This is a genomic window from Candidatus Poribacteria bacterium (assembly GCA_021295755.1).
Lineage (GTDB): Bacteria > Poribacteria > WGA-4E > WGA-4E > PCPOR2b > PCPOR2b.
In genome coordinates this window covers 723-2,322 of sequence record JAGWBT010000256.1, presented here as the reverse complement: position 1 = coordinate 2,322, position 1,600 = coordinate 723, and the positions used below count along the sequence as shown (strand labels likewise).

Below are 1,600 nucleotides of genomic sequence, written 5' to 3'. Positions count from 1 at the left end.
AATACGGGGCGCGGTTCTAAACCGCGCCCGCGAATGTTCAATTAGAGTCCTTGCCCTATCAGCACAAGGTCAAGGATATTGACGACTTCATCCGCATTGACATCGGCGATGATTCCTGCACCCTGATCGCCCAAGAACTGAGCCGCGATGACCAGATCCGAGATATTGACAATCCCGTCGTTGTTTACATCTTCGCGGCGCGAGATAATCTGCGCAATTCCGATGTTGTTGGTGCCGTGTCCGGCTTGGTAGGTTTTGAGCAGCGTCTCATCGGGTCCCATGACGAGAACAGTGGAAAATCCACCGCCGGTCCAGTCAGGTTTAGTAATGTAGAGATTCCCGTCTGGTCCGAAAGTCATCCCAGATCCGCCAGCGAATTCGGCGAGCGCGTCTTTCTTGTCCCGAATCCATTTTTGAGTCGGCACATCGTAGATAAGTAAGCCTGGATTCTGCCAACCACTCTGAATAAACAGTTGCTTCTGTGGACTGATTGCAAATGCCCCAGGTGTCGTCTTGAGGTCAACTTTTTTGATAATTTCATCAGTAGTGGCATCAATGAGGACAATGTTACCTGAAATCAGATTGTAGTCGCCTGTCGTCTTTACAATCACTGTAGATTCGCCGTCGTTGAGGATCCCACCTGCATTTATGGGCATCGGGATAGATTTCAGGACAGTGTCCATTTCGGTATCAATCACCGTGACACTGCTTTGATAATAGACGGATTCACCGGCTTCCGCGTCCCATTCCCAAGCCGGGTTGGTCACGTACGCTTTGCCGTTGAGAAGCGTTATACCGGTCGTTTTGTTGAAGGAAGGATCCGTAATAACCTTTGTTACACTGCGATTGGGGATGTCAATGACATGCACCTGATGGGCGTTATCGCACGTAACGTACATTTTATTTGGCTTAACAAGTGCAAGACTTTGTGGGTAAGCACTGGATTCAATCGGAATTTCACCGACAATCTCTCGCTGTTCCAGATTGACAATTAGGATGCTGTCGCTGAGAATCCCAGAAATCCAATCAAAACGGGAGATGTAAGCGAGGTGCCCGTGAATGAGAAGACCACTCGGTACATCACCGATAGTAAGTATCTCACGATCAACAGCCCGTTTCTCATTCGGTTCATCGAGATCTATAAGTGAGAGTGTAGAGGTGATGTTCAAGTAGATTTTGGACATCTGTTTGTCCAAAGGTTGGACTCGTGAGGAGTGTAAGGAGAAGTGCCCCTATCAGTAGGAATGCGTGTAGTTTGAGACACGGGGCAGGCGAGAAAGGTCGCCGAGAAACTTTTTTATATGCGCTTGCAAGCGGCGCTGCTACAACTTTGTTCATTAAAACCTCCGTAATGAAACAAAAAACCCCTGCTTCCAACGGAAAGACAGGGGGTGAAGCGACACTTCGTATAATGCTGATCCTGCTGAACCCGAAACTTCATACTTTACGCCGGTACTTCCATATTTAATCTAACAGGATACTGCTGCGCGCTGTTCCACCGCTTTCCCGCGAAAGCAGATACGTGAAACACGATCCAGGCAGGTCTCCTGACTTCCGATCTTTTGGTGTAGCTTGCAAACCAAAACTTGTGCTACACATT

The 1,600-nt window shown here is 48.3% G+C and carries 1 protein-coding gene; it reads right to left on the bottom strand.

All coding sequences use genetic code 11. The annotated features are described in order from the left end of the window. Nucleotides 1-41: 41 nt before the first annotated feature. Nucleotides 42-1,184 (bottom strand): hypothetical protein, encoded by a 1,143-nt coding sequence (locus J4G02_23170; GenBank protein ID MCE2397407.1) that lies wholly within the window; start codon nt 1,182-1,184, stop codon nt 42-44. Nucleotides 1,185-1,600: the final 416 nt, after the last annotated feature.

Excerpts from the sequence above, each read along its gene's own strand:
- J4G02_23170 (MCE2397407.1), bottom strand. The coding sequence starts at position 1,184 with ATGTCCAAAATCTACTTGAACATCACCTCTACACTCTCACTTATAGAT.